The organism is Stenotrophomonas sp. KH_029 (assembly GCF_057839765.1).
The window spans coordinates 3,150,445-3,173,843 of record NZ_CM174498.1 but is presented as its reverse complement, the minus strand read 5'-3'; the positions used below and the strand labels follow the sequence as shown (position 1 = coordinate 3,173,843).

The following is a 23,399-nucleotide window of genomic DNA, read 5'->3' as shown; positions in this document are numbered from 1 at the left end:
GTGGATGGGCACGCCGGAGGCTGGCGATGTTGCGGTGCATCGTTTACCTTGCGCGCTTTGCTGCCCGGAGTTCCCACGATGCTGCCGTTGCCACGCCGCCCGAGCCGGGAGTGGGTGCGATGAGTGCTGCGGCACCGGTGCGGACCGGCCTGCGCGCGGCGCTGCGGCAATCCCCGCCGCTGATCTGGGCCTGCCTGTATTTCTTCTGCCTGCTCAGCGGCTACTACGTGCTGCGCCCGGTACGCGAGGCGATGGCGGCCTCGGCCGACCCGAAGGCGGTGTTCCCGCCGGTGATGATCGACTGGTTCAGCGCGCACGGCATCGCGCTGCAGGACTTCGTGCTGCAGGTGCTGTTCACCTGCGTGTTCGTGATCATGCTGGTGCTGCAGCCGCTGTACGGCGCGCTGGTCAGCCGCTACCCGCGGCGGGTGTTCCTGCCGGCGGTGTACGGTTTCTTCATCGTCTCCCTGCTGGGCTTCTACCTGCTGTTCGACAGTGGCGTGCCCGGGCGCGGCATGGCGTTCTTCTTCTGGGCGGCAGTGTTCAACCTGTTCGCGGTGGCGGTGTTCTGGAGCTTCATGGCCGATGTGTTCTCCAACGCCCAGGCGCGTGCGGTGTACGGCTACATCGGCGCGGCCGGCACCCTCGGTGCGTTCCTCGGCCCGGTCATCACCTCGGCGCTGGTGGAGCAGGTCGGCATCGCCAACCTGATGCTGGTCTCGGCCGGGTTCCTCACCACCTGCCTGGTCTGCATCTGGCGGCTGCGGCTGTGGGCCGTGGCGCGCGAGCAGGAACAGCAGCTGGCGTCGGGTGAAACCCCGATGGGCGGCAGTGTGCTCGATGGCCTGAAGCTGATCGCACGCGAGCCGCTGCTGCGCTGGCTGGCGGCGCTGGTGCTGTTCGGCGTGGGCATCGGCACGCTGCTGTACAACGAGCAGGCCGCGATCGTACGTCGCCTGTATACCGATCCGGCCGCGAGCACCGCGTTCTTCTCGCGGGTGGACCTGGCGGTCAACGCGCTTACCCTGCTGCTGCAGCTGGGCCTGACCCGCTGGCTGCTGTCGCGCCATGGCATCGGCCCGGCGCTGTTGATTCCCGGCTTTGCGATCATCGTCGGTTTCTCGGTGCTGGCCGCCTCGCCGCTGCCGATGCTGGTGGCGATGGTGCAGGTGATGACCCGCGCCAGCGAGTTCTCGCTGGCCAAGCCCGCACGCGAGACCCTCTACACCCGGGTGGACCGCCAGTGGCGCTACAAGGCCGGCGCGGCGATCGACACGGTGGTCTACCGCGGTGCCGACCTGACCTTCGCCTGGGTGCACAAGGGGCTGTCGCTGTTCGGCTCGCACGCGGTGTTCGCCGGCGGCCTGGTGGTGGCCGGGTTGATGACCGCTGCCGCGTTCGGGGTGCTGGGCGAAGAAAAGAAACTGCCGGGCGAGCGCCCGGAGTAAGCTTCCTCCATCTTGTTCGAGGGTTGCGCATGTACTGGACCGCACTGATCCTGACCCTGGTGGTCGCGCTGTTGCATGTGTACTTCCTGGTCCTGGAGATGTTCCTGTGGACGCATCCGCTGGGGCTGAAGACCTTCCGCAACACCCCGGAGAAGGCGCAGGCCACGCGGGTGCTGGCGGCCAACCAGGGCCTGTACAACGGCTTCCTGGCCGCAGGCCTGTTCTGGGGCCTGTTCGACCACCTGCCGATGCTGGTGAACTTCATGCTCGGCTGCGTGATCGTGGCCGGCTGCTACGGCGCCTACAGCGTCAACAAGCGCATTTTCTTCGTCCAGGCCGTCCCGGCGATCCTGGCGGTGGCCGCATGGTGGATGGTGCCGGCCTGAGGCGGTGCGGCCCCGCAGGGCGTGGCTCTACCTCGGCGCGCACGCTACCCCGGTCGAACCACGCCTGCGTGGCGGCGCGGCAATGATCAGCGCTTGACCGGCGACACCCACATGTCGATCCGCGCCTCGAACACCGCCGTCCCCGCAGTATCGCGGATCTGCACGTTGACCGGCAGGGCGTAGCCCGCGTCCGCGCTGACGATCGGCTGGGCGGGCGTGGCGACCGCGTGCTGGGTGCCGGTGGCCTTGGCCAGGTACTTCACCTCCATGCCCCTGGGGATCCAGCGCATGCCGCTGGGCAGGGAGGCGTCGACCATCAGCCCGGCGGTGAGTTCGGCCAGGTTGCACAGGGCGATCGCATGCACGGTGCCGATGTGGTTGCGCACCCGGCGGCGGTGCGCGATGCGACCCTCGCAGCGGCCAACTTCGAGCAGGGTGATGCGCGGGGCGATGCTGGCGAAGTAGGGCGCCTTGAAGCACACCGCGCGCGAGAACAGCCAGTTGCCGGCGGGCCAGCGTTGCATGCGCTGGTAGAGCTTGAGCAGTGGAGCGGACATGGGTGGGTCTCCAAGAAAAACGGCGGACCGAAGTCCGCCGTTGTCATTGCCTTGCTGCCGGGATCACGCCGCTTCCTGCGACTGCGGATCCTTGTGCTGGCGGTCGTAGTAACCGGCCGAGCGCAGTTCGCGCGGATCGAAATCGTCCACGGTGATGGTTTCCAGGGTCAGCACGCGCAGCTCTTCGAGCAGGGTGCGTTCGTCCTGGGTGATCACCCCTTCGGCCACGGCTTCGTCCAGCTGGGTGACGAAGTCCAGCGCTTCGATGCCCTTGGTCTTGACCGCCTTGATGAACTTGCGCTCGACCGGCTCGGCCATGATCGCCTTGGACAGGTAGCTGTTGATGCGGCCACCGGGGTTGTTCTCGCACGGGGTCAGGAACACGCCATTGGCCAGGCGGTCGCGGGCTTCGTTGGGCGCCATCAGCAGCGCGGCGACGCGGTGGCCCAGGCGGTCGCCCGGGGCCTCGGCGCGGCGGCCGAACGGGAAGATCAGCAGCCACATCAGCCAGCCGATCGGGCGGATCGGGAAGTTGCGCAGCGCCGCCGACAGCGACTCTTCGATCTTGTGCACGCTGTCATGGAAGGCCCAGGCCAGCAGCGGCTGGTCGGCGGTCGGCGCGCCTTCGTCGTGGTAGCGCTTGAGCATGGCACTGGTCATGTAGATGTGGCTCAGTACATCGCCCAGGCGGCCGGACAGCGATTCCTTGAACTTCAGCTTGCCGCCGAGGGTCATCATCGAGATGTCGGCCATCAGCGCCAGGTTGGCCGAGTAACGGTCCAGCTTGCGGAAGTAGCGGCGGGTGTAGGCGTCGCCCGGGGCGGCACCGACGCGCGCGCCGGTCAGGCCGAACCAGAACGAACGCACGGCGTTGGAGATGCCGAAGCGGATATGGCCGAACAGGCTGCGGTCGAATTCCTGCAGGCCGGCACGGGTATCGGGGTCCTGGGCGGCCTTCATTTCCTTGAGCACCCACGGATGGCACAGGATCGCACCCTGGCCGAAGATCAGCAGGCTGCGGGTCATGATGTTGGCACCCTCGACCGTGATCGCGATCGGCGCGGCCTGCCAGCTGCGGCCGGCGAAGTTGCGCGGTCCCAGGATGATGCCCTTGCCGCCGATCACATCCATCATGTCCGAGATCACTTCGCGGCTCATGGTGGTGCAGTGGTACTTGGCGATCGCCGACGGCACCGACGGCACGTCGCCGCGGTCCACCGCCGCCGCCGTGGCCTGGCACAGCGCGCTGATCGCATAGGCCTTGCCGCCGATCCGGGCCAGCGCCTCTTCCACGCCCTCGAAGCGGCCGACCGACAGGCCGAACTGCTTGCGGATGCGTGCATAGGCACCGGTCACCACCGCACCGGCCTTGGCACCGCCGCTGGCGGTGGAGGGCAGGGTGATCGAGCGGCCCACGGCCAGGCACTCGTTGAGCATGTTCCAGCCCTTGCCGGCCTTCTCGGCGCCGCCGATCAGCTGGGTCAGCGGGATGAAGACATCCTTGCCGCGGATCGGGCCATTCTGGAAGGTCGAGTTGAGCGGGAAGTGGCGACGGCCGATTTCCACGCCGGCGGTATCACGCGGCAGCAGCGCCAGGGTGATGCCGATGTCGCGGGTGCTGCCGATCAGGCCATCCGGGTCGTACATGCGGAAGGCCAGGCCGATCAGCGTGGCCACCGGGGCCAGGGTGATGTAGCGCTTGTCGAAGGTGAGCTTGACGCCGAGCACCTGCTCGCCGTTCCACTCGCCCTTGCAGACGATGCCGTAATCGGGAATCGAGGTCGCATCCGAGCCGGCGAACGGACCGGTCAGGCCGAAGCAGGGCACTTCGCGGCCATCGGCCAGGCGCGGCAGGTACTGGTCCTTCTGCGCCTGGGTGCCGTAATGGTTGAGCAGTTCACCCGGGCCCAGCGAGTTCGGTACGCCGACGGTGGAGCTGACCACGCTCGACACCGAGGCCAGCTTCTGGATCACCTTGTGGTGGGCCAGCGCGCTGAAGCCCAGGCCGCCGTATTCCTTCGGAATGATCATGCCGAAGAACCTGTTCTTCTTGATGAAGCTCCACAGTTCCGGTGGCAGGTCGGCGTAGACATGGGTGATTTCCCAGTCGTTGACCATCCTGCACAGCTCTTCGACCGGGCCATCCAGGAAGGCTTGTTCTTCGGCGGTGAGCTGCGGCTTGGGATAGTTGAGCAGGATGTTCCAGTCCGGGTCGCCGGTGAACAGCTGGCCTTCGAAACCGACCGAGCCGGTTTCCAGCGCGATGCGTTCGGTCTGCGACAGCGGCGGCAGCACCTTGCGGAACACCTTCATCATCGGCGCGGTCAGCAGCGGCTTGCGGATGAACGGCAGCAGCAGCGGCACCACGATGAGCGCAACGATGGCCGCGGCCACCAGGGTGGCAGTCTGATTCACGTAGGGGATGAACCAGCAGGCGGCGAGGATCGCCACGCTGATGATCGTCCAGGTGATCAGCCGCATCCGGTGGTAGGCGACGAAGGCGCCCGCCAGCAGGAGGGCCAGGAAGGGGACGACAATGCTCATGAGCGTGCTCCGGTGACGTGCTCGGTAGTGGCGGACTGTGCCACGGCGGAGGCCGAGGGCAACACGTCCAGATAGTCCAACACAGTAGCGGTAAAGGCGTTGTTGTCGTCACCGGCGACCATATGCGTGGCCTCCGGCAACTGCACATGGCGCGCATGCGGCGCCAACGCGAGGAATTCGGCCACCGTCTGCGGGGTGACCAGGCTGCTGCGCCCGCCGCTGACCAGCAGCAACGGGCATTTCACCTGGCGCGCGGCGTCGGCCAGCGCGTCCTGGTGCTGTTCACTGTCGCGCGCCAGCTCGGCCACCAGGCGCGGGTCCCAGTGCCAACGCCAGCGGCCCTGGCCGTCCTCGCGCAGCAGCGCGCGCAGGGAGGCGTCGGATTTGCGCGGGCGATGCGGCAGGTAGGCCGAAATGACGTCGGCGGCCTGCGACAGCGAGGCGAAACCGTCCGGGTGGGCGGTCATGAACATCAGGATCTTTTCGACTCCGGCGGTGTCCCAGCGCGGGGTGATGTCCACCAGCACCATCGCCGCGAACAGGCCCGGCCAGCGCGATTCGGCGAGCAGCCCGAACAGTCCGCCCATCGAAGCGGCCACCAGCACCGGTGGTTGCGCCTGCTCACCGGCCAGCACGATCAGGTCATCGGCGAATTGCTGGCCGTGGTAGGCCAGCGCGGCCGGGTTCCAGTCCGAGTCGCCATGGCCGCGGGCGTCATAGGCCAGGGTCTGGTAACCGGCGCCGGCCAGCGCCTGCGCGGCGGCGGTCCAGGCGTGCCGGGTCTGGCCGAAGCCGTGGGCGAACAACACAGTGCCGCGGCGCCCGGGCGGGGAGCGGGTGGCGGCCAGCACGGCATCGTGCGCGGCGGTCAGTCGCTCATCGTCAAAACGGGGCAGGGTAGAAGAAGGAGTGACCATACTCGCTAGTATGGACCTGCCCTGTGGCATGTCAATACTTTGGGGTATGGTGATGCTGGACGGGCCGTCGACCGGTACTGGCGCAGCCGCGGCAGGGCCCGGCGACGCTGCCTGGCGGCCCCTTCGGCGCACACCCACCCCCAGCGTATGGTTAAATCACCTCATGAATGAACCTGAAGCTTCCGCCGGCGAGCCACGTGCCGGCCGCAACAGCCGCCTGAGCGCGGAAGACTGGGCCCAGGCCGCCCTGGACCTGATTGCCGAACAAGGAGTGGGCGCGGTGGCGGTCGAGCCGCTGGCACGCCGCCTGGGGGTGACCAAGGGCAGTTTCTACTGGCATTTCCCTTCGCGCGATGCGCTGCTGCAGGCCGCGCTGGAACGCTGGGAATTGTTCGAGCAGGAGCAGGTATTCGGCAGCCTGGAAGACGTGCCGGACCCGCGCGTACGCCTGCGCCAGCTGTTCCAGGTGGTGGCCCACGAAGTGCAGCCGCACATCATCTACAGCGAGCTGCTCAAGGCGCTGGACCATCCGATGGTGCGCCCGGTGATCGACCGCGTGTCGCACCGCCGGCTGGAGTACCTGGTGGCCTCGTTCCGCCAGGCCGGCCTGAGCCGCACCGATGCGCAGCACCGCGCGCGGCTGGCCTACGCGGCCTATGTCGGCTTCCTGCAGCTGTCGCTGCAGCTGCAGCAGCCCAAGCAGGCGCGCGAGGATTTCGAGGCGTATGTGGAGCACGTGATCGAAACCTTGATCCCGATCGGCTGACCGCTGCGCCGGAATGCAGGAAGGCCGCGTATACGCGGCCTTTTTTTTGTGCCCGGCAGATGCCGTGCCGGCAACCGCGGCACAAAAAACAACGGCCCCTTGCGGGGCCGTTGCTGCATCAGGTAACGATCGGTGAATCGATCAGAACTTCTGCTTGTACTGCATGTACACGAAGCGGCCGATGTCGTAGCCACCGTAGTAGGCGAACTGCGATTTCGGGTTGGAGTACATCTGCGGGCCGTAGTGGTTGAACACGTTGCGCGCACCAATACCGATGGTCGCATTCCACGGGGCGTTCCAGGAAACCTGGACGTCATGGAAGGTGGTGGCGCCGCGCTTGTTCATCCTGAAGTCGCGGTTCGGATCGGGCGAGATGAAGTCCGGATCGGTGCACTCGGTGGTGTAGACGCAACGTTCCTTGACACCGGAGTAGTAACGCGTGCCCCAGGTGACGCCGAAGTCGCCCAGTTCCCAGCCGACGGTCAGGTTCGAGCGCAGGCGGAAATAGGAGCCGGTGCTGTCGGCGAAGCCATTGTCGATGGCTTCGATTTCGTCAGCGTTGTTGGTGGACTTGTTGACGGCCTTGGTGACGTAGGTGTTCTGCAGGTTGAAGTTGAACGCACCCCAAGCCTCGGTGTCGTAACGGTAGGACGCGTCGAAATCGTAACCTTCCGTCTTCAGGTAACCGGCATTGCGGCCGCCGAACAGCATGTTGTTGACGTAACCCAGGGTGGCGTCACGGGTGAAGCTGTTGCAGCGCTCGGCCACGCCCTGAACGTAGCAATCGTTCAGCTGTGCGTCCGGCGTATCGCCGACGATCGTGTTCTCGATCTTGATGCTCCACCAGTCCAGGCTCACGTTCAGGCCCTGGGCGAAGGTCGGGCTCCACACCAGGCCGACCGTCTTGGAGGTCGAGGTTTCCGGAGTCAGGGTGGGGGTCGAGCCGGAGGTGAACGGCACCGGGCTCTGCTCATCCGGACCTTCAGTCGGTACGAAGCCCTGACGCAGCTGGCGGAAGGTCGCCGCATTGGCGATGTCCGCGGCGCAACGCGCTGCGGTACCGGCATTGGTTGCCGCCGAACCGTATACGGTGTCGCAGGGATCGGTGAAGTACTCGAACGTCTGCGAACTGCCGCCGTACAGATCGGCGATGGTCGGGGCGCGGAAGCCCTCGGCCCAGGTTGCACGCACCAGCAGCTGATCGATCGGCTTCCACTTCAGGCCGAACTTGCTGTTGGTGGTGTTGCCGAAGGTGCTGTAGTCGGAGTAACGGGTAGCCGCGCTCACGCTCAGTTCCTTGGCACCGGGCAGATCGGCCAGGATCGGCACGTTCAATTCCAGGTAGACCTCGTTGACGTCGAACTTGCCGGAGGTCGGGCCGGAGGCCAGGTCGGTGGAATAGCCCGACTGCGACAGGGCGTCAGGATTGAAGCTGCCCTTTTCTTCGCGGTATTCGTAACCCAGTGCGAAGCCCAGATCGCCGGCCGGCAGGGTGAACAGGCTACCCGCGAGGTTCGCGAAGTAGCTCTTCATGGTGGTTTCGCCGGTGTTGTGCGTGGTCGGGAACAGGAACTGCTGCAGTTCCTGGTTGCCGGTCAAGCCACCATCGCCGGTGCGGCCGTACGGGATCGCCGGGTTCCACGGCACGCAGCCGCCCGGACCCGGGCCATAGGCCGGGTTGGTGCCATCGAGCAGGCCCTGTGCCGAACCGCACTCGACGCGACCGGTGGCCGGGTTCATGAACGATGCGCCGGTGGCGGCGTTGGCAGCCAGCACATTGTAGTTGCCGGTCTGGCTCTGGTTGTTCTCCGAGTTCTGGTACAGGTAACCGACTTCCCAGTCGAAGAACTTGTCATTGAACTGGAACGAACCCTGCAGACCGCCGCTGAAGCGGAAGGTGGTCAGCTGGTTGGTCGACAGGCGCGGCACTTCCCAGCCACGGCGGACGTAGGACATGTCCTCGCCGAAGGGGTTGTAGTAGCTGTCAGCCGACAGCAGCGCGCCGAGGCCTTCATACGCGGCAGACTGAAGCGGGTAACCTGCGACCTGGGCCTTCGATTCGCGGCGGGTGTACAGCAGATCGCCGGTGAACCGGACGTTGTCGGTCAGGTCGTACTGGATGTTGGTGAAGACGCTGCGACGCTCGGTCGGGGTGAGCAACTGCATCTGCTCGTTCGAGTTGCTCACGTCGCCGGTGATCGGGGTGGCGTCAGTGACGTGGTAGGCGTTCACGTCGTACGGGTTGCCACCGCGATTCAGGGTCAGCGACGGGCCGCCGGACAGGCGCCGCAGGGAGCCCCACTGACTGACGGTGGTCCAGTTCGAAGCGGTTTCCGGATGGCGGCTGGTACGCCCGTACTGGCTGAACCAACGGTCCTTTGCCCAGACTTCCTTTTCTTCCGAATACTCGGCACCGACGGTGATCGAGCCGCGGTCGCCGGTGAAGCCGGCCACGAAGTCGTAGCTGGTCTTCTGGCCGTCGCCCTCACCGTACTGGCCGGTGTAGACGTTGGCTTCCAGGCCTTCGAAGTTCTTGCGGGTGATGATGTTCACCACGCCGGCCATGGCGTCGGAGCCATAGATCGAAGAGGCGCCGTCCTTCAGGACGTCGATGCGCTCAACGATCACCGACGGGATCTGCGAGATGTCCTGGTAGCCGCTGACGCTGGCGCCCAGGCGCTTGCCGTCGACCAGGATCAGCGTGCGCTGGGTACCGATGTTGCGCAGGTCGATGTAGAAGCCGCCGACCATTTCACCGGACGACAGCGGCTGGGAACGGCTGATCGCCGGGCTGCCTGCTGCGGAGATGTTCTGGAGGACGTCGGCGACCGTCTTGAAGCCACTTTTTTCGATCGATGCGCGGCTGATGCTGAGCACCGGCTGGGCGGTTTCGGTGTCGACCTGGCGGATGCGCGAGCCGGTGACTTCGATACGATCCAGATTGGTCGGGCTGGCCGACTCCTGGGCCTGCACGGTGCCGGTAGCGGCGGTCGCGACCAGCGCGACGACCACTGCGTCACGCAGCTTGTTGGACTTAAAGTTCATTGCTCTCTCTCTCCAAGGGAATCTTGGGTATTCACTAGGGTGTGTTTGCCTGTGGCGGCGCCAAGTACCAGCACCAAGCACCACGAGGCTGACTCGATAGTAACTGCCGTGCCAGAAGAATTAAAGTAGCGTTAATCTTCCCTGTGAATTCCATGAAATTCGGCAAAGTCCTTGTGGATCAATAGGCTTACGCCATTACTTTCGGCACGGCGTCTCGAAAGTTAAGACTGTGTGAAGAAAATAGTTGCAATTGATTTGTCACGTTTTGTATCAATGCATGTCGCTTCGACACATTGCATCGGCGCTGATGCGCTGCGACCGGGCGCTGACGGTTGCCGCAATCGGGCAGGGCTGGGCTCGCGCTGGCGCCCGGGCAAAAAAAACGCGCCCTCAGGCGCGTTTTCCAGCGGCAGCGGTCGCCGCGCAGGCGGCGTGGACCGGCTTACAGATCCTGTTCGTAGCGGACGTAGGGCACGGTGCCTTCGTCGGTGCTCTCGTTGCGCGGGGCGAACGGGTTCTTGCCGCGGCTGATCACGTTTTCGGCGCCAACGGTGAGCTGGCCGCTCCATGGCGTACGCCAGGTCAGGCCGACGCCCAAGCCTTCCCATTTGCCGGGCTGGCCGGGCACATCGACCACGCGGCCGATGATGTTGCCGCTGAAGTTGCCATAGCCGGCGCCGATGGTGAGGCTCTTGCTGTCCCAGCGGTCGACGATCGCCGGGGAGGCGTCCGCGATCGGGACCAGGCGCGCCTTGGCATAGGTGCCACCGATCGAGACGAAGCCTTCGCGGCCAATATTCTTCTGGCCAAACACGGTCAGGTCATTCTGCTCGGCGCGCAGCGCCGGCGATTTGTTCGGGCCGGCCAGCCAGGCCGGCAGGGTATCGCGGCCGCTGCCGGCAGTGATGCCCACGCGACCGCCGGGGCGGTTGAACGCGGCGGTGCCGCTGACCCGGCGGCTGAGCGGGGCGTCGTCATCGTCGCCCAGGGTGGCCAGCATGCAATGGCTGGCCAGGCCGCTGATGCTGGTGCCGCGGCTGCTGTTGCAGAGCAGGCCCAGCGAATCGCCCGAGGACAGCCCGAAGGCGGCATCAAGCGAGCTGCGGCCGAAATGCCAGCGTGCGCCTACTGCCTGTTCGCCAGTGGGCTCCAGGTACAGCAGGGCTTCGACCTTGCCGCTGCCCTTGTTCCAGATCGGCAGCACCGTGCTGTCCTGCCGCGGCTTGGATTGCGCATACGCGCCCGGGATCGCGGCAAGGGCGATCAGCAGGGCCAGTGGTAGACGCAGAAGGGGGCGCATGGGAACTCTCAGACAGCAGCAATCGACACAAGTTCCCGCCGAAGCGGGACACTGATCCTAGGGCGTTTATGATTTCTTAACAAGTCTTCGTTCTCCCCAGAACAAAACTCGTGCGGCGATTACTGAAGCCGTTCAGGTGCCGGCGAGGAGACGACGGCGTCGCCGAACAGTATGTCCAGTTCCGTCAACGCAAAGTGATACTCCTGTCCGCAAAATTCGCAACGGATCTCCACCGCGCCGGTCGGCTCGGCCGCCGCCCGGGCTTCGGCCTCGCCCAGCGACTCCAGCATGCCCTGCACCCGCTCGCGCGAACACGAGCAGGCAAAGCGCAGCGGGCGCTCGCCGAGCAGTTCCGGCTTCTCTTCATGGAACAGCCGGTGCAGCAGGTCATTGCCGGCCACCTCCAGCAGTTCCTGCTTGCCCAGGGTCTCGAACAGGGCGCTGGCCCGCGACCAACCGTCCTGGTCGCCTTCATCGCCAGGCAGTTTTTGCAGCAGCAGGCCGGCGGCCCGCCCGCCGTCGGCGGCCAGCAGCAGGCGGGTGGGCAGCTGTTCGGACTGGCGGAAATAGTCCTCGAACGCCTCGTCCAGGTTCGAGGCGGTCAGCCCTACCAGGCTCTGGTAACGCTGCGGTTCGCGCGGGTCCAGGCCGGGGTTCTCGATGGTGATGGCCAGCAGCGCGTCCTCGCCCAGCGCGGTCAGGTCGCGTGAGGCGTCGCCACCACCCTCGGCCAGCTGCACGATACCGCGCAGGGTGCCGGCGGCGGTGCATTCGGCGAACAGGGTGCGCATGGCAGTGTTGCTGCGCAGCTGGATCGACAGGCGCCCATCGACCTTGGTGTGGCCGGTGAACAGCGCCGAGGCGACGCTGGCCTCTCCGAGCAGTTCGGCTGCAGCCGGCAGGTAGCTGGCGTGGGACAGGATCTCGCGCCAGGTCTCATCCAGGTGCACGTGCACGCCGCGGACGCCGGCATCGGGAAGCAGGAAACGGGTAAGGGTGTCGGATTGGGCGGTCATCGGTGTGGTGGCTGCGCTGGAATGGGAAAGATGTGCTGCAACGGCGGCATGCTGCAAACGCGGCATGTTGCCGGATAATGCGCCGACAACCGTACAAGCAAAGGATGCATCCGTAATGGGGGCAGAGCGCAGCAACCTCAAGGCCGGGCCGGGCCTGGCATCGTCGCGCCCGCGGCGCTGGCACTGGAAGCGCCTGCTGTGGCTGCCGGTGCTGTTGGCGGCGTTCAGCGTACTGCAGGTGCTGGTCCTGCGCTTCATCGACCCGCCGCTGTCCACGGTGATGCTGTGGCGCTACGGCGAAGCGCTGGGCCAGGGCGATTGGGACTACCGCCTGCATTACCAGTGGCGCGATCTGGAGCAGATGGCGCCGAGCCTGCCCATTTCGCTGGTGGCCGCCGAGGACCAGCGCTTCCCCGAACACAACGGGTTCGACCTGCAGGCCATCGAGAAGGCGCGCGACCACAACGCCAGGGGCGGGCGCCTGCGCGGGGCCAGCACGATCAGCCAGCAGGTGGCCAAGAACCTGTTCCTCTGGCAGGGCCGCAGTTGGGTCCGCAAGGGGCTGGAGGTCTGGTACACGCTGCTGATCGAGACCCTGTGGCCGAAGTTGCGGATCCTGGAGATGTACGCCAACATCGCCGAGTTCGGCGACGGCATCTACGGTGCCCAGGCCGCCGCGCGCCAGTTCTGGGGCAAGGACGCCAAACGCCTGAGTCCGGCCGAAAGCGCGCGGCTGGCCGCGGTGCTGCCGGCGCCGCGGCGCTACGCCGCGGCCCGGCCCGGTCCCTATGTGCAGCGGCGCGCGGCCTGGATCCAGCGCCAGGCGCGGCAGCTGGGTGGCAACGCCTACCTGGGCGAGGACTGAGCGCCGATGCCCGGCGTGGGGGGAGGCTACAATCCGGGCATGCCTGCAGAACGCCTGACCGTGGTCATCGCCGCGTACAACGAAGCGGCCAGCCTGCCGTTGCTGCACCCGCGGCTGCGTGCGGTGCTGGACGCGCTGGACGGCATCGAGGGCCGCATCCTGTATGTGGATGACGGCAGCAGCGATGCGACCTGGGCGGTGCTGCAGGCGCTGGCCGCAGCCGACCCTGCGGTGGGCGTGCTGCGGTTGTCGCGCAATTTCGGCAAGGAGGCGGCGCTGACCGCAGGGCTGGATTTTGTCGAGTCCGGGGCGGTGATGATCCTCGATGCCGATGGCCAGGACCCGCCGGAACTGATCCCGGAGTTCGTCGCGCTGTGGCGGCAGGGCTATGACAACGTGTACGGCACCCGGCGCGTGCGCGACGGCGAGGGCTGGCTCAAGCGCAGTACCGCGGCGATGTTCTACCGGGTGATCGGGCGGCTGTCCAAGACCCCGATCCCGGCCGATACCGGTGATTTCCGGCTGCTCTCGCCGCGCGCGCTGCAGGCCCTGGGCCAGCTGCGCGAGCGCCACCGTTTCATGAAGGGCTTGTTCGGTTGGGTCGGTTTCCGCCGGGTGGCGCTGCCGTACCACCGCCATGCGCGGATGGCCGGGCACAGCCAGTTCGGGCTGTGGCGGTTGTGGAACTTCGCACTGGAAGGCATCACCGGGTTTTCCACCGCGCCGCTGCGGGTGACCACTTACCTGGGGCTGGCCACGGCCGGTTTCGCCTTCCTGTTCGCGTTGTGGGTGGTGGGCAAGGCGGCGCTGTATGGCGACCGGGTCGCCGGTTGGCCGACGATGATGGCGGTGATCCTGTTCCTGGGCGGGGTGCAGCTGATCGCGCTGGGCCTGATCGGCGAATACCTGGGGCGGCTGTATGAGGAATCCAAGCAGCGCCCGCTGTATCTGGTTGACACCTGGCAGGCGCCGTTCGTGGCAGACTCGGGCGTGCATCCCAATGTTGGAGGGCAGCGAGATGGCCACGGTACGACAGCTGTTGGAAGGCAAGTCCCCTGAGGTGTTCGCGGTTGCGCCGCAGTCGGCGGTGATCGACGCGATCCGCTTGATGGCCGAGAAGGGCATCGGCGCGGTGCTGGTGATGGAAGGCGGGCAACTGGCGGGGATCCTGTCCGAGCGCGATTACGCCCGCAAGATCGTCCTGCACGAACGTTCCTCGCGGACCACGCCGGTCAGCGAGATCATGACCGCCAAGGTGGTGACCGTGGCGCCGTCCGAACAGGTCGAGCACTGCCTGCAACTGGTCACCGACTACCGTATCCGGCATCTGCCGGTGGTCGATGCCGGCAGCGTGATCGGGGTGATTTCGATCGGCGACCTGGTCAAGGCGGTGATCGACGAGCAGGCGCAGAAGCTGGATCAGCTGCAGCAGTACATTGTGGCTGGGTGATGCCGGCTTGCGGCATTGGTGGGCGCCTTCCTGGTATCGGTTGGGAGGGCGCGGGCAACCCCATGCAGGACACGCCGTGAATACGTCCTTGTAGGCTCGGTCGGCGCATCCATGCGCCTCACGGTCCTGCATGGGGTTACCCGCGCCCTCCTGTCCGGGTTGCGCCGCTGCGGTTGAAGGGAGCGTGTCGACCTGCGGTCGGCACCTACGGCGGCGCGATTGGTAGGTACCCACCGTTGGTCGGTACGCCCGCCGGCCATCACTTCCGGTAGCGTCCGCCGCAATCGCTGTCCTTGCCGGGCCCGGTTTCCAGGGTAGCCAGCAGCGCGGCCGGCGGGGTGAGGGTGCCCAGGGTGAGGGCGATCGCGCCGCGGATGCCCAGGGCCTTGAAGTCGGGGCGGAACGAGGGGTCCTTGAAGCTGCCGCCCACGCGCAGCGGCGAGCGCAGGGCCAGGATGCTGAAATCCTTCGGGCGCGGGCGCAGCAGCAGGTCCAGCTGTTCCTGCTTGAGGTCGATGCTGCCCTCGCCGACGATCAGGGTATCGGTGGTATCCAGCCCCAGTGCGCGGGCGTGCATGACGCCGTCGTCGACGCCGAAGTCGCCGAAGGCGCAGCGCAGCGGAATCTGTTTGTCGCCGGTGAACAGGAATTTCAGCGATTCGGCCACGTCCAGCCCCGCCAGTTCCATCACCAGGTTGCCGACGTGGCCGCGGCCGATGCCGACGGCGACGTTGCCGTTGGAACTGCCGAGCATGGCCGCGACCGAGTTGCCGCTGCCGGCCAGGTCGAGGTCGCCGCTGACGCCGCCGGCGACCTGGTCGGCCAGCTTGGAATCGGGCATCAGCTTGCCCAGCTGGACCTTGCGGATGCTGGCCTGCAGTTGAGTGGAAATCACGTCCTTGCGTGCGTCCATGCGCACGGTGCTGCGGATGTCGCCGCCGGCAACGCCGAAGTTGAGCGGCTCCAGGCGCAGCAGGCCGGCGTCGAGCTTGAGGTGGGCATCCATGTCATCCAGCGGCAGCGTAGGGGAATTGATGCGCTGCGCCTTCCAGCGCACGTCCGCGTCCATGGCGCGCAGTTTGGTGAGGTTGTAAGGCGTGTCGGGCAGGATCTTCGCGCGGGCGGCGAGGGCGGCGGCCCTGGCCTTCTGTTCGGCGTTGGCGGTTTCACCGGCGCCGGTCTTCGGCGGGGCGCCGATGAAGCCGGCCAGGTCGTCGAAGTCCAGGCGCCTGGAGGCCAGGTCGGCCTTGAGGAACGGGCGTTGCCCGCCGACGTCGATCTGCGCGGTACCGGCAAGGTCGCTGTCGCCGGCGACGCCGGTGAAGTCTTCGTAGCGCCAGATGTCGTGGTCGCGCTTGAGGCGGCCGTTGAGGCGGTAGGGCGGGGTGGAGGGCATGGCCACGCCGATCAGCGGGAACAGGTCTTCCATGTCCTGGCCACTGAGCATGAGCTGGAGGTTGAATACGCGCAGCGCGAAGGGGTTGGTGAGGGTGCCGCTGGCGATGGCACGGGTGCCGCCGGCGCGGCCGTCCAGGTGGATGCGGAACGGGTGGTCGCTGTTGGTGAGTTCCAGCGGCGATTCGGTGTTGCCGTCCAGCGAGAAGGCGTTGCCCTTCCAACGGCCCTTGCCCTTGACCAGCAGCGGCGGGGCACTGTCCCGGGTACGAGGTTTGCCGCTGTTGAGGGCGACCAGGATGTCGGTGCGGCCGGCGGCGTCGAGGAACTGCAGGCGGCCGTCGTCGATGAGCAGGCGCTGCAGTACCGGCGGGTCACCGTCGCTGGGGCCGAGGAAATCCCAGTTGCCGGGCTGGTCCTTGCCCGGTGCGGTTTCAAGCAGCAGGTCGGGCCGGGTAAGGCGGATTTCAGGAATGCGGATCTGGCCGCGCAGCAGCGGCCAGGCGCGCAGGTCGATTTCGGCGCGGTCGGCACTGGCCATGCGCGGGGTCTTGGACCATTGCGCATTGGCGAAGGTCAGGCCATCGCCGCGCACGATCAGGGTGCGCCCGAGATCGACATCCAGGTTGCCGCCAATATGGAATTCGCGCCCGGTCTTGGCCTGCACGGCGCGTTCAACGGGACCCTTGAACCAGTTCCAGTCCCACAGCGCGATCACCAGCAGGACCAGCGCGAACAGGAACACCAGCACGGCAAGCCAGCGCTGCCCGCGCTTGCCAGGACGCCGCATACGCCAGCGTGAGCGGGAGGAGGACGAATCGGGCACAGGCGTGGGGACGGTATTCACACGCCCATCCTTCCCTGTTCACAGTGCACGCAACGCGAAGCAAGCGTAAGCGATCTGTCAGGGAGGCGGTGTTTGTTAAATGGACATGCCGGCAGAGGTAAGCCGTCTGCTGTGCTGCCGAGGAGGTGCCCCAGAACGTGCAAGCCCCCTTCTGTTAAGGGGCGCGCCGACAGGCGCGGGGATAGGAGGCATGCGCAAGGGGCCCCATCCTGCACAGCAGGATGGGGTGCCACTTTGTGGCGGCCGCCGCAAAGGTGCTACAGCACCTGCGCGGTGACCGCCACAAAGTGGCACACGCTGCCACCAATCACGAACAGGTGCCAGATCGCGTGCGAATAGGGGATCGATTCGCGGTGGTAGAAATAGGTGCCGAACGTGTAGGACACGCCGCCGGCCAGCAGCCAGCCCAGCGTCCAGGCATCCAGCGAGGCCCACATCGGCTTGATCGCCACCATCACCATCCAGCCCATGGTGATGTAGATGATGGTCGACAGCAGTTTGAAGCGGCCGGTGTAGAACAGCTTGAAGATCACCCCGAACAGGGCCAGCGCCCAGATCGCGGTGAACATGCCCCAGCCCCACGGGCCACCGCGCAGGCCGATCAGGGTGAAGGGGGTGTAGGTGCCGGCGATCAGCACATAGATCGCGCAATGGTCGAATACCTTCAGCCGGCCCTTGACGACCGGGTGCTGGATTGCGTGGTACAGGGTGGAGGCGGTGTACAGCAGCAGCAGCGCGACACCGAACACGATCGCACTGACCAACTGCCAGCGGTCGCCGTGGATGGCGGCCAGGGTGATCAACACCGCGCTGGCAGCGAGCGCGGCCACCGCGCCCAGCCCGTGGGTCAGAGCGCTGGCGATTTCTTCACGTATGGAGGCAGCAGAGGTCATGGTGATGATAGGGCGTGCGGGGAGGGGGAGCCCGCTCCCCCCTATCATCGCCGCGATGAGGCGCGCATGCACGTGCCTGTTCAGTCCCGGGCTCAGTCCACCGAAATGCTGTGCGCGGCCTCGCGGGTGGCGGCAAAGCGCACGTCCGGTGCGCGCTCCTGCGCCAGCTGCAGGTTGACCCGGGTCGGGGCCAGGTAGACCAGCTGGCCGGCCGCGTCGATGCTGAGGTTGCCGGCGTTCTTCTCGCGGAACTCCTCCAGCTTCTTCTCGTTGCTGCAGGTTACCCAGCGCGCGGTGGTGACGCTGACCGGCTCGAAGGTGGCTTCCACGCCGTACTCGTCCTTCAGGCGGTAGGCGGCCACGTCGAACTGCAGCACGCCGACCGCGCCAAGGATCAGGTCGTTGCTCATCAGCGGGCGGAAGAACTGGGTGGCGCCTTCTTCGGACAGCTGGGCCAGGCCCTTCTGCAGCTGCTTGAGCTTGAGTGGATCGCGCAGGCGCGCGCGGCGGAACAGTTCCGGGGCGAAGTTTGGGATGCCGGTGAAGCTCACCGCTTCGCCTTCGGTGAAGGTGTCGCCGATGGAAATGGTGCCGTGGTTGTGGATGCCGATCACATCGCCCGGCCAGGCCTCGGCGGCGATTTCGCGGTCGCTGGCCATGAAGGTCAGCGCGTTGGCCAGCTTCATTTCCTTGCCGGTACGCACATGGAAGGTTTTCATGCCGGCGGCGAAACGGCCCGAGCACACGCGCATGAAGGCCACCCGGTCGCGATGCTGCGGGTCCATGTTGGCCTGGATCTTGAACACGAAGCCGGTCAGCTTGTTTTCCTGCGGGGCGATCACCCGGCCGGTGGTGGCGCGCGGCTGCGGCGACGGGGCGTGCTCGACGAAGAAGTCCAGCAGCGGCTGCACACCGAAGTTGTTCACGCCCGAGCCGAAGAACACCGGGGTCTGCTTGCCGGCCAGATACTCGGCCGAATCGAACCGGTGGCTGGCGCCCTGCACCAGTTCCAGTTCGTCGCGCAGGTCGGCCAGCATGCGCTCGCCGATCTTCTCGGCAAGGCCGGGCGAGTCGATCGAGGGGAAGATGGTCGAGTCCTGGCGGGTGAAGTTGCGGCCCTGTTCGTACAGGTGCACTTCACCGCTGATCAGGTGCACCACGCCCTTCAGGCGCTGGCCCATGCCGATCGGCCAGGTCACCGGCGCGCACTGGATGCCGAGCACGCTTTCCACTTCATCGAGCAGGTCGATCGGCTCCTTGCCTTCGCGGTCGAGCTTGTTGATGAAGGTCATGATCGGGGTGTCGCGCAGGCGGCACACTTCCATCAGCTTGATGGTGCGCTCTTCCACGCCCTTGGCCACGTCGATCACCATCAGCGCCGAATCCACCGCGGTCAGCACCCGGTAGGTGTCCTCGCCGAAGTCGGCGTGGCCGGGGGTGTCGAGCAGGTTGACGATCTTGCCTTCATAGGGGAACTGCATCACCGACGAGGTGACCGAGATCCCGCGCTCCTTTTCCAGCGCCATCCAGTCGGAGGTGGCATGGCGCGCGGCCTTGCGGCCCTTGACCGAACCGGCCATCTGGATCGCGCCGCCGAACAGCAGCAGCTTTTCGGTCAGCGTGGTCTTGCCGGCGTCAGGATGGGAAATGATGGCGAAGGTGCGGCGGCGCGCAGCTTCGGTAGCGACTTCGGACATGGCAGGACGCGCCCGCCCGGGGCGCTTTTCAAAGAGATAAGCCCCCGATTATAGCGGGCTGCCGCCACTGGCGGGTCGGTACGGGGCGGCTTGGCCGTCGCTGGCCGCTTCGCGGGCAAAGCGCAGCTCGCCCCGGGGCGCCATGATCCGCACCGGAATCGAGCGCAATTGCATGCCGGCATTGACCTGGACCACGAAGTGCAGGTGCGGGGCGGTGCTGTAGCCGGTATTGCCCGACAGCCCGATCGGCTGGCCGGCCTGGACCCGTTGCCCGCTGCGCACGCGCAGCCCGTTGGGCTGCAGGTGGGCGTAGACGGCCATGCTGCCGTCCGGGTGCAGGATGCGGATGAAGTTGGCCCGTTCGCGGTCGCCCGGCGCGCTCCCGCCGTTGCCGTGGAAACGGCCCTGCACCTGCATCACCCGGCCGGCGCGGGCGGCCAGCACCGGGGTGCCCTCGGGCAGGGCGAAATCGACCGCATCGCGGTTTTCCGCGTCGGTATGGCTGAAACGGCCCTGCGGGGCCTGGCTGACCTGGAGGCGGGCGGCGTCGAAGGGCAACTGGTAGGCCACGTCCTGGGGCTGTGCGGCCGGGTCGCCGGGCACCGCGTCCAGCAGCAGGTCCAGCCGCGGCACGCCGTCGGGCAGCTGCAGGCGGGTCACCACCACGCTGGACGCGCCGGGCAGCACGCTGCGCAGCGGCAAGCCGGGCAGGGGGGCTGCGCCGGGGGGCTGGCGCAGGCCGACCTGCACCGGGCCGGCCAGGTGGTTGTCCACCCGCGCCTGCCAGCGGCGGTCGGCGCCCTCCAGCGCGACCGAGGCGATCGGGCCACTGTCGGCGCCCTGCGGCGTGGCCGCTGGCGGCTGGGCGATGCCCCAGCCGCTGCGCCAGCCGGCCCCGTTCGGCGCCGCCACGGCCGGGATCGCCAGGGGGCACAGCAGCAGGGTGGCCAGCAGGGCACGGCGCATGGGCGGGATCCGGGACAGGTGGGCGCGACTGTACGCAAGCGCGCTCGTTGAGGAAAGCGCGCCTGCCATGGGGGCCGCCGGGCGCGTGCGGCGATATTCACCGTTACCTCACTGACGCTGAATGAGGCTGCCGCATGGGTTCACGTGGATGCCCGGGGCCGCGAGGAGGGCCCGTCCATGATCAACACTGCCACGCCGCGGCTGCGTGTGCGGCCCTTGGTGGCGGCGTTGCTGCTGTGCGGCGCGCTGCCGGCCACGGCGGCCGATAACCCGCAGGTCGCCAACGGCGTCCACCTGGATGTACCGCCGGGCACCTATACCTCCTCGACCGGGGCGGTGTTCCGCGCAGTCGGCAATGGCGGCTCGATCAGTGGGCGTGATTCGGTGCTGACCGCCACGGCGGAAGGAGGCACCGGGCGCGGCGTGGTGGCATTCGGCACAGGCAGTTTGGTCACGTTGGACAACAGCGAGATCGTGGTGACCGGCATTTTCGGCGCGGGAGTGGAAGCGACCTCTGGCGGGGAGGTGCGCATCGTCGGTACGCGCATCGAACTGCAGAAGCAGGGAACCGGCGTCATCATTGGTGCCAATAGTGCCGGCACGTTGACCGACAGCGTTGTTGTTATGAATGGGCCTGGCACGGCGATCCTCAATTCAGGCGTGCTCTCGTTGATACGCACCGAGGTATCCAGCAGTCAACCGGGCGGTACCGGAATCAGCGCAAACGGTCCCTTGACGCAGGTGCAGGACAGCCAGATACGCACGTTGGGAAGTTCGGCAGCGGCCATCGAGACCAACCAGAATGTGACGGTCCAGGTCAGTGGCAGCACGCTGCAGACTGCCGGCAATTCCGCCAATGGGGTTGCGGTCCGCTCCGGCGCGACGGTCGACATCTCCGGTGGAACCATCACCACCACCGGCGATGATGCCGCCGGGATACGGACGCTGGTGTTCAATGCAACCCCGACCACGCTACGTTTGAGCAATGTAGGCATCACCACCTCGGGCGCGCGCTCTGCCGGCATCCACCTCAACGGCGCGGCTGCCCTGACCGTCACCGGCGGCAGCATCGACAGCGTGGCCTCGGCGGTGATCGCCGGGGCCGACAGCGCCACGTTCACCGGCACACGATTGACCTCCACCGGCGATGCGGCCTCGACGCTGCGCCTGACCGATGCCGCCGGTTCGTTCCAGCTGACCGATACCCAGGTGCGTGCGTCCGGTGCCGACAGCTGGGGCGCCGACATTGCCGGCCGGTTCGAGATGGCCGGTGGCCGCCTGGACAGCGTGCAGTACGGGGCGCTGCGCAGCGACGGCGGGGTGGTCGAGCTGTCGGCAGGGGCGCAGGTGAGTGGCGGCAACGGGCATCTGTTCGACCAGGCCAGTGCCGCGCCCACCACCTTGTCGATGCGCGGTGCGACGCAGGCCAGTGGCGATATCGGCTTCGTTCCCGGGACGCCATCGGGCAGCTTCGCCGCAGCGACCACGGTGGCCCTGGACAGCGGGGCGGTCTGGACCGGCGCGACCAGCGCCACCGTCACCGGGCTGTCCATCGCCGGCGGCAGCCGCTGGCAGCTCACCGCCGGTTCGGACGTGCAGGCACTGCGCGTGGACAACGCCACGGTGGCCCTCTCCGATCCCGCCGCCGCGGGTTTCCACACCCTGCGGGTGGACGGCGACCTGGACGGTGGTGGCGGCACGTTCGCACTGCGTGCCCGGCTCGGCGCCGATGGTTCGCCCGGCGACCTGCTGCATGTGCGGGGCGATGTCCGCGGCCAGTTCGGTCTCCAGGTCGACAATGCCGGCGGCGCCGGCGGGTTGACCGTGGAGGGCATCCGCCTGGTGCAGGTGGACGGCGTATCCACCGGCGGCTTCACGCTGGCCGGGCGCGCGGTGGCCGGGGCGTACGAATATTTCCTGTTCCAGGGCCGGCCGAGCGTTGCCGACGGTCACTGGTACCTGCGTTCGGCGTACGTGCCGCCGCCGGATCCGTGCACCGCCGATCCGAATGGGCCCGGCTGCACCCCGCCGCCGGATCCTTGCACCGCCAACGCGTCCTTGCCGGGCTGCCCGCCGCCACCGGACCCGTGCATGGCCACTCCGGACCTGCCGGAATGCCGCCCGCCGACGCCGATCTATCGCCCGGAACTGGCCGCCTACCTGGCCAACACCAGCGCGGCGATCGACCTGTTCCAGTACGCGCTGCGCGGGCAGACCGGCATGGCGATGGGGCCGGCCGGCGCTGTGCCGGACCGCGGCGCGTGGGTACGCGCCGACGGCCGCCAGCGCAGGCTGCCGGGCGAAGTCGGCCAACTGTCCACCGCGCAGGAGTCCGCGGTGCTGCGCGCCGGCGTGGATCTGCTGGCCTCCGATGATGGGCGCGCGAACGTCGGGGTGATGGCCGCCCACGGCGTGGCGACGGCGCACGCGGCATCGCCGCTCACCGGCTACCGTGCCCGCGGGCGGGTGCAGGGCGCTGCGGTCGGTGTCTATGGCATCTGGGAACAGGCCAAGGCGCAGCCCGGTGGCGCGTTCGCCAGCGGGTGGCTGCAGGCGGGGCGCTATCGCAACCGGGTCGATGGCCAGGCCATCGCGCCGGAGCGGTACGACACCCGCAGCTGGGCCGGGTCGGTGGAGGGCGGCTACCGCTGGCACCTGCCCATCTCGCCGGTCGCCGCGCTGGTGGTGGAACCGCGTGTGCAGGCCACCTATACCCAACTGCGTGGCGGCGACCACCGCGAAGCGAACGGTACCGTGGTGACCGGATGGGACCAGGGCGTATGGCGCGGGCAAGCCGGTGTTCGGCTGGCCTGGCTGGACACGGCCGGCCCTGCCCGGGTGCAGCCGTTCATCGGCGTCAGCGCCGTCCGCGACAGCCGCCCCACCACGCTGGCGCTGGACCAGGCGCGGTTTGCCTCGGCCCAGCCGCAGGACCGCTACCAGGTACAACTGGGCGCCGAACTGGCCCTGGCCTCAGGCTGGAGCGGGACCGGCCTGCTGGTGCTGGAGCGTGGCGGCCACGGTTACCGGCAGCACTCGGGCGAACTGGGGGTGCGCTACCGCTGGTAGCCCGCCCGCCGATCGACCGCTGATGAGAAAAAGCTATATCGCTTCATCCGGATGAAGGGATTGACATCTCCGGAAAGGGCTGGCATCGTAGCCTCACCATCGAGACCGGCAGAGGGACAGGCCCTTTGAAGCCGGGGCAGCCCGCAGGCGCGCAAGCGACCTGCGTAGGTGCCAAATCCTGCGGAGACCGTTGTGGTCTTCCGAAAGATGGTTCGAACCGTGCACCGTGCGTGCACCT

17 protein-coding genes and 1 riboswitch are annotated in these 23,399 nt (G+C 67.3%); of the genes, 7 read left to right on the top strand and 10 right to left on the bottom strand.

What is annotated here, in order from left to right; genetic code table 11:
• Positions 1-119: 119 nt before the first annotated feature.
• Both AC3ITM_RS14285 and AC3ITM_RS14280 read left to right on the top strand, forming a co-directional pair.
• The gene (locus AC3ITM_RS14285; RefSeq protein ID WP_228884164.1) at positions 120-1,448 is read left to right on the top strand and encodes an NTP/NDP exchange transporter; all 1,329 of its coding nucleotides are present in this window, start codon (positions 120-122) and stop codon (positions 1,446-1,448) included.
• A gap of 29 nt (positions 1,449-1,477) precedes the next feature.
• Positions 1,478-1,834, top strand: a complete 357-nt coding sequence (locus AC3ITM_RS14280) for a DUF1304 domain-containing protein (RefSeq protein WP_489265893.1) — start codon at positions 1,478-1,480, stop codon at positions 1,832-1,834.
• 86 nt (positions 1,835-1,920) lie between these two features.
• Here AC3ITM_RS14280 and AC3ITM_RS14275 read toward each other — a convergent pair whose 3' ends face one another.
• The 3 genes from AC3ITM_RS14275 to AC3ITM_RS14265 form a co-directional block, all read right to left on the bottom strand.
• Complete coding sequence (locus tag AC3ITM_RS14275; protein ID WP_489265891.1) at positions 1,921-2,391, bottom strand: hotdog fold domain-containing protein; 471 nt, start codon at positions 2,389-2,391, stop codon at positions 1,921-1,923.
• A gap of 63 nt (positions 2,392-2,454) precedes the next feature.
• Positions 2,455-4,935 (bottom strand): acyl-CoA dehydrogenase, encoded by a 2,481-nt coding sequence (locus tag AC3ITM_RS14270; protein WP_489265890.1) that lies wholly within the window; start codon positions 4,933-4,935, stop codon positions 2,455-2,457.
• Positions 4,932-5,852 (bottom strand): alpha/beta fold hydrolase, encoded by a 921-nt coding sequence (locus tag AC3ITM_RS14265; protein ID WP_489265888.1) that lies wholly within the window; start codon positions 5,850-5,852, stop codon positions 4,932-4,934. The genes AC3ITM_RS14270 and AC3ITM_RS14265 overlap by 4 nt, the downstream gene beginning before the upstream one ends.
• 163 nt (positions 5,853-6,015) lie before the next feature.
• Here AC3ITM_RS14265 and AC3ITM_RS14260 point away from each other — a divergent pair, with 163 nt between their 5' ends.
• Complete coding sequence (locus tag AC3ITM_RS14260) at positions 6,016-6,618, top strand: TetR/AcrR family transcriptional regulator (protein WP_228884169.1); 603 nt, start codon at positions 6,016-6,018, stop codon at positions 6,616-6,618.
• Positions 6,619-6,759: 141 nt separating this feature from the next.
• Here the strand turns inward: AC3ITM_RS14260 and AC3ITM_RS14255 are convergent, their stop codons facing one another.
• From AC3ITM_RS14255 to hslO, 3 genes are all read right to left on the bottom strand, one after another.
• Complete coding sequence (locus tag AC3ITM_RS14255; protein WP_489265885.1) at positions 6,760-9,663, bottom strand: TonB-dependent receptor domain-containing protein; 2,904 nt, start codon at positions 9,661-9,663, stop codon at positions 6,760-6,762.
• 442 nt (positions 9,664-10,105) lie between these two features.
• Positions 10,106-10,963, bottom strand: coding sequence for an XOO1806 family protein (locus AC3ITM_RS14250; protein WP_489265883.1), 858 nt, complete (start codon positions 10,961-10,963; stop codon positions 10,106-10,108).
• 119 nt (positions 10,964-11,082) lie between these two features.
• The gene (gene hslO / locus AC3ITM_RS14245) at positions 11,083-11,979 is read right to left on the bottom strand and encodes an Hsp33 family molecular chaperone HslO (RefSeq protein WP_489265881.1); all 897 of its coding nucleotides are present in this window, start codon (positions 11,977-11,979) and stop codon (positions 11,083-11,085) included.
• 115 nt (positions 11,980-12,094) lie between these two features.
• Between hslO and mtgA the strand changes: the two genes are divergently transcribed.
• The 3 genes from mtgA to AC3ITM_RS14230 are packed head-to-tail and all read left to right on the top strand — an operon-like array spanning position 12,095 to position 14,294.
• On the top strand, positions 12,095-12,844 hold the full coding sequence (mtgA, locus tag AC3ITM_RS14240; protein WP_489265879.1) for a monofunctional biosynthetic peptidoglycan transglycosylase: 750 nt from the start codon (positions 12,095-12,097) through the stop codon (positions 12,842-12,844).
• Between the two features lie 39 nt (positions 12,845-12,883).
• On the top strand, positions 12,884-13,903 hold the full coding sequence (locus tag AC3ITM_RS14235; RefSeq protein ID WP_489265878.1) for a glycosyltransferase family 2 protein: 1,020 nt from the start codon (positions 12,884-12,886) through the stop codon (positions 13,901-13,903).
• A complete protein-coding gene (locus tag AC3ITM_RS14230; protein ID WP_489265876.1) occupies positions 13,863-14,294 on the top strand; it encodes a CBS domain-containing protein in 432 nt (143 codons plus the stop codon). Before AC3ITM_RS14235 ends, AC3ITM_RS14230 begins: the two co-directional genes overlap by 41 nt.
• Positions 14,295-14,553: 259 nt before the next feature.
• Here AC3ITM_RS14230 and AC3ITM_RS14225 read toward each other — a convergent pair whose 3' ends face one another.
• From AC3ITM_RS14225 to AC3ITM_RS14210, 4 genes are all read right to left on the bottom strand, one after another.
• Positions 14,554-16,536, bottom strand: a complete 1,983-nt coding sequence (locus AC3ITM_RS14225) for an AsmA family protein (RefSeq protein WP_489265874.1) — start codon at positions 16,534-16,536, stop codon at positions 14,554-14,556.
• A gap of 257 nt (positions 16,537-16,793) precedes the next feature.
• Positions 16,794-17,435, bottom strand: coding sequence for a PAQR family membrane homeostasis protein TrhA (trhA, locus tag AC3ITM_RS14220; RefSeq protein WP_489270113.1), 642 nt, complete (start codon positions 17,433-17,435; stop codon positions 16,794-16,796).
• A gap of 86 nt (positions 17,436-17,521) precedes the next feature.
• Positions 17,522-19,126, bottom strand: coding sequence for a peptide chain release factor 3 (locus AC3ITM_RS14215; protein ID WP_489265872.1), 1,605 nt, complete (start codon positions 19,124-19,126; stop codon positions 17,522-17,524).
• A gap of 48 nt (positions 19,127-19,174) precedes the next feature.
• The gene (locus AC3ITM_RS14210; RefSeq protein ID WP_489265870.1) at positions 19,175-20,092 is read right to left on the bottom strand and encodes a M23 family metallopeptidase; all 918 of its coding nucleotides are present in this window, start codon (positions 20,090-20,092) and stop codon (positions 19,175-19,177) included.
• Between the two features lie 177 nt (positions 20,093-20,269).
• Between AC3ITM_RS14210 and AC3ITM_RS14205 the strand changes: the two genes are divergently transcribed.
• Positions 20,270-23,161 (top strand): autotransporter family protein, encoded by a 2,892-nt coding sequence (locus AC3ITM_RS14205; protein WP_489265868.1) that lies wholly within the window; start codon positions 20,270-20,272, stop codon positions 23,159-23,161.
• A gap of 93 nt (positions 23,162-23,254) precedes the next feature.
• Positions 23,255-23,375, top strand: a riboswitch (SAM riboswitch).
• Positions 23,376-23,399 lie beyond the last annotated feature (24 nt).

Excerpts from the sequence above, each read along its gene's own strand:
- AC3ITM_RS14250 (WP_489265883.1), bottom strand. The coding sequence starts at position 10,963 with ATGCGCCCCCTTCTGCGTCTACCACTGGCCCTGCTGATCGCCCTTGCC.
- AC3ITM_RS14285 (WP_228884164.1), top strand. The coding sequence starts at position 120 with ATGAGTGCTGCGGCACCGGTGCGGACCGGCCTGCGCGCGGCGCTGCGG.
- AC3ITM_RS14235 (WP_489265878.1), top strand. The coding sequence starts at position 12,884 with ATGCCTGCAGAACGCCTGACCGTGGTCATCGCCGCGTACAACGAAGCG.
- AC3ITM_RS14280 (WP_489265893.1), top strand. The coding sequence starts at position 1,478 with ATGTACTGGACCGCACTGATCCTGACCCTGGTGGTCGCGCTGTTGCAT.
- hslO (WP_489265881.1), bottom strand. The coding sequence starts at position 11,979 with ATGACCGCCCAATCCGACACCCTTACCCGTTTCCTGCTTCCCGATGCC.
- AC3ITM_RS14205 (WP_489265868.1), top strand. The coding sequence starts at position 20,270 with ATGATCAACACTGCCACGCCGCGGCTGCGTGTGCGGCCCTTGGTGGCG.
- AC3ITM_RS14230 (WP_489265876.1), top strand. The coding sequence starts at position 13,863 with ATGGCCACGGTACGACAGCTGTTGGAAGGCAAGTCCCCTGAGGTGTTC.
- AC3ITM_RS14270 (WP_489265890.1), bottom strand. The coding sequence starts at position 4,935 with ATGAGCATTGTCGTCCCCTTCCTGGCCCTCCTGCTGGCGGGCGCCTTC.
- mtgA (WP_489265879.1), top strand. The coding sequence starts at position 12,095 with ATGGGGGCAGAGCGCAGCAACCTCAAGGCCGGGCCGGGCCTGGCATCG.
- AC3ITM_RS14210 (WP_489265870.1), bottom strand. The coding sequence starts at position 20,092 with ATGCGCCGTGCCCTGCTGGCCACCCTGCTGCTGTGCCCCCTGGCGATC.
- AC3ITM_RS14275 (WP_489265891.1), bottom strand. The coding sequence starts at position 2,391 with ATGTCCGCTCCACTGCTCAAGCTCTACCAGCGCATGCAACGCTGGCCC.
- AC3ITM_RS14215 (WP_489265872.1), bottom strand. The coding sequence starts at position 19,126 with ATGTCCGAAGTCGCTACCGAAGCTGCGCGCCGCCGCACCTTCGCCATC.
- AC3ITM_RS14260 (WP_228884169.1), top strand. The coding sequence starts at position 6,016 with ATGAATGAACCTGAAGCTTCCGCCGGCGAGCCACGTGCCGGCCGCAAC.
- AC3ITM_RS14265 (WP_489265888.1), bottom strand. The coding sequence starts at position 5,852 with ATGGTCACTCCTTCTTCTACCCTGCCCCGTTTTGACGATGAGCGACTG.
- AC3ITM_RS14255 (WP_489265885.1), bottom strand. The coding sequence starts at position 9,663 with ATGAACTTTAAGTCCAACAAGCTGCGTGACGCAGTGGTCGTCGCGCTG.